Annotated in this window: 3 protein-coding genes; all 3 read right to left on the bottom strand. The window is 71.8% G+C overall.

The window, feature by feature from the left end; all coding sequences use genetic code 11:
• A partial coding sequence (locus B9S61_RS10240; RefSeq protein WP_103541982.1) for a glycosyl hydrolase occupies positions 1–1033 on the bottom strand: 1033 nt, incomplete at its 3' end.
• Positions 1034–1170: 137 nt separating this feature from the next.
• Positions 1171–1611: a hypothetical protein gene (locus B9S61_RS10235; protein ID WP_103541981.1), complete on the bottom strand. Its 441-nt coding sequence runs from the start codon at positions 1609–1611 to the stop codon at positions 1171–1173.
• Positions 1608–3503, bottom strand: a complete 1896-nt coding sequence (locus B9S61_RS10230) for a glycosyltransferase (protein WP_258039609.1) — start codon at positions 3501–3503, stop codon at positions 1608–1610. The genes B9S61_RS10235 and B9S61_RS10230 overlap by 4 nt, the downstream gene beginning before the upstream one ends.
• Positions 3504–3866 lie beyond the last annotated feature (363 nt).

The raw sequence follows: 3866 nt of genomic DNA, 5'->3' as shown, positions 1-3866 counted from the left end.
TCCTCCACGCCGCGTCGCCCGCCAGGGCCAGGTCGCAGTGGGGTCCCGGGTCCCGGTGGTTCCACTGGAGGGCCGCCTTGACCCCCTCCAGCCTCTTCAGCACCCGTGGCACGTCCGCGTACCACTCGGCCTGCCGATCCGGGCGGGCCGAGTCGACCGCCGTCCCGAACTCGGACAGCATCAGCGGCTTGTCGCCGGAGATGTTCTCGCGTATCCACTCGTGGGTGGCCGTCTGGGTCTGGGCGAAGCTCAGCCAGCCGGTCCGGTGACAGCGGTAGTAGTTGTACTGGTTGTAGCCGATCCAGTCGACGTACTCGTCCCCCGGATACATCCGTTCCATCAGGTCGGCGTGGTTCAGGTAGCCGGTGACGATCCAGGTCCACACCACGTTGTCGACGCCCAGCCTCTCGAACCGGTCGTGGATGTGCCGGTGCGCCCGCACGTACTCGGCCGGTGTGCCGTTGTCCGGGGTGCGGGTGTCCATCTCCAGGTCGAAGGAGAGGAAGACCTTCTTCCCGGTGCGTTCGCCGTACTCCTTGATCCGCCGGGCCTGGACGTCGATGACGGTCTCGTCCAGCTCACCGACCGCGATCTCCTTCCACGTCGGCTGCTGCGCCTCCGTACCGCCCCACCACTTGCTCTCCCAGGACAGCAGCAGCATGCGGTCCTCCCCCGCACGCTGTTCCTCCCTGCTGAGCAACTGCCCCTCCCTGCGGGCGCCTTCGGGCAGGGACATGTCGTGGTACGTGTAGACGATGTCGAGGGTGCGGCCCACGCGCTTCTCGTAGGCCCGCACCTTGTCCTCCAGGTTGTCCCGGTCGTGCGGCACGAAGGCCCCGAACCATGCCCCGCAGGGGGGTTCGAGCAGCTCGGTGGGCTCGCACTTCCCGTCCCCCGCGGAGGGCTCGGGTCCGGTGCCGGACGGCCCCGACGCGTTACGGAGGGCGAGCACGGCGACGAGGACGGCGCTGACGACCGTGGCCGAGGTGAGCAGCAGTCTGCGGCGCTGCGACACCGGTTCACGGTCCGGCATCGGTCCACGCGCCGTCCGCGGCCTGCGGCGCCGGCCGCCGGCGGTGCGCGTGCCGCGGTCACGGTTGTCGCGGTCACGGTTGTCGCGGTCACGGTCGCTGCCGCGGTCGCTGCCGCGGCGAAAGGGACGGTTGAACGTCACAGAGCGGAACCCTTCCGTGTCTTCGAAGCCCCCGGTGCCCGCGGAGAGGCACGCAGCCGCGGGCAGAACGCGGCGAGCGTGGTCAGGAGCACCGACGCGAGCAGCACCCGCTGTGCGTTGAAGGTGTGGGTGGCGATCAGCACCGTCGCGACGATCATCACGACGCCGATGCTGAGGAAGACGACCAGCATCAGCCGTTCCAGCCGATCGCAGTCACGGGCGAAGTCGGGGTCGCCCGACGCGACGGGTTCCCGTGCCGGCCGGGCCCACAGCGCCGGCCCGCACACGCCGACCAGGGCCGCGCCGGGGCCGGCCGCCAGGAACACCGCGACCACCGCACCGCGCAACGGCGATCCGCCGGGCAGGGCGAGCGCGGCGAGGGCCAGCCAGCCGGCGAACGGCGGCACCATCCGCCTCACGACATCCTGCGGCGTCATCGGCCCGCTCCCCCTTCCGCGCTGCCTGCGCCATCCGCGCCTGCCGCGCCTGCTCTGCCCGCCGCCGCTGTTGGCGCCGGTGCCCCTGCCGCCGCCTCGCGCCTCAGCTCGTAGAACGCGCCCGCGCGGTTCTCCGCCACGAGCCGGAACCGCGGAGAGGCGGAGACGGACTCCCGGACCCGGTTCAACTGGGCTTCCGTGAGTTGGCCGTTCATCTCGGAGTTCGCGAGCTGCCCGTGGGTGAGGAGGAGGTAGGCCCGGCCCGGACGCTCCACCCCGGTCATGTCGCGGGCGAGGGCGGCCTCCGGGTCCCTCACGATCTCGTCGACGTGCCGCCGTTCGTCCTCGAGGAACCAGTAGTGGTCGATCGTCCCGTACGACGCGTAGGCGAGCGGGTAGTTGCGGTTGGCGGCCACGACCGTCGAGCCTTCGGGCGCCTCGTCGAAGAGCTGCCTGACCAGGGCCACCTCCTCCGGTGGGAAGTAGTTGATCCGGTCCTTGCCCGAGTAGCTCGGGACGAACGCCAGGGTCCCGGCGAGGAGCACGAGCAGCGGGCCCGCCAGGCCGATACCGCGTCGCCGGACACCCGGCCGCGGTGCCGGCCCGCGGGTGTCCGCCTCGGCCTCGGCGGCCAGGGGGCGAACCCCGGGGAGCAGTGCGGCGGCGGCGAAGAAGGCGACGCCGGGCAGCATGAACATCAGCACCCTGAAGATCATTTCGCTTCCGTAGCTGCTCGCCGCGAACATCGGCAGCGGCGCCGCCGCCATCAGCAGCAGCGGCATCGCCCGGTGTCTCAGCACCCGCTGCCGCCATATGCCGGTCACCGCCAGCAGCAGCACGGTGCCGGACAGCAGCCGGGCCGCCCACGAGGTCGCCACCGCGCCGGTACCGGTCGGTGTGGCGCCGTACCCGGTGGCGACATTGCCGCCGACGTCGCCCACGGAACGGATCATGTCGGGCAGCGCGGCGGACAGGAACGGCAGCGCGGCCGTCAGGCACCAGGCCAGGAAGAGCACGACCGTGGTGACCGCCGGAACCCAGTCACGGGACCGGCGGACCAGGCACAACGCGAGCAGCGAGACGATCAGCATGGCGGGGGTGAGCTGGTGCGAGATGACGATCGTCACCACCAGCACGCTGAGCACGACCGTCCAGACGGCCTGCCCCCGCCGCCCGCGCGCCCCACCCGGCCGGCCGTACCGGCGCAGGACGACGGCGAGCACACCGAGGTGCAGCGCGAAGGCCACGGACTGGGGGGAGAAGTAGTCCTGGCCCACCCAGTCGGCGACGAGGAAGAGCCAGACGCCGGTCCAGATCAGCCGCCGGTCCTCGGTGAACGTGCGGTAGATCAGCAGCAGCGGAAGCAGCAGCATCAGACTGGAGACCAGCGGCCACCAGGCCATGTACATGGCCGCCGACTCGACGCCCAGCAGCCGCACCAGCGCCGCCTGAGCGGCGAAGAAGCCGGGCCACTGGTCGTAGACGGCCATGTCACCGACCTCGTCGGCGCTCTGGAGTCCACCGGCCGTCAGCAGGTGGTCGACGACGCCGTCGTGCTTCCACGCCCAGGCGTAGAGCGGGGTCGGGTAGACCACGGCCTGGGTGGCCCGTTGCATCAGCAGCAGGCCGAGCACATAGGCCGCCGCCCAGCCGCCCGGCCGCCGCGGATCGCGGACCGTGAACCAGAAGCCGGCGGTGAGCACGGCCAGGCCGGCCCAGAAGACGGGGTGGAGGGCGGTGACGAGTCCGAAGTCGTCGAGCCGCGACACATCGGTGTGCCGTACCGCGTACACCCACAGGGCGAGTGCGGTGAGCAGCGGCACGGCGGGCCGGAGCGCGGCGGGGCCACGCCCGCCGGTCCGGCCGGCCGGAAGATCGGAACGATCCGTCACGGGCTCGTGGCCGGGACTCGACGACTCCGACGACTCCGACGACTCCGACGAGGACGGTCCCCTCGACTCGGACGTGCGCCGCACCGCGGCTTCGTCGTGGGTGTCCGGCGCCGGGACACCCTGCCGCGCCGGCTCGGGCGCGGATCTCTCTCGTGGAGTGGCTGGCGGACGCACGGTGGTTCCCCCCTGACGGTTCGGCTTTGAGGCGTGATCAGTCCTTGGATCGGCCGTTCGGCTGTCCCGGCTGTCGCCGCTGTCCCGGGTGTCGCGGGTGTCGCGGGTGTCTTGGCTGTCTCTGCCCTCACACCCCGCGACCCGGGAACGCTCTGGCCGACCGCAGGGCCGAACGGCCGGTCCGGGCAC

The organism is Streptomyces sp. SM1 (genome assembly GCF_002910825.1).
In the GTDB taxonomy this organism is placed as follows: Bacteria; Actinomycetota; Actinomycetes; order Streptomycetales; family Streptomycetaceae; genus Streptomyces; species Streptomyces okerensis.
The sequence above is the reverse complement of the archived record's forward strand: the minus strand, read 5'-3'. Positions and strand labels throughout refer to the sequence as shown.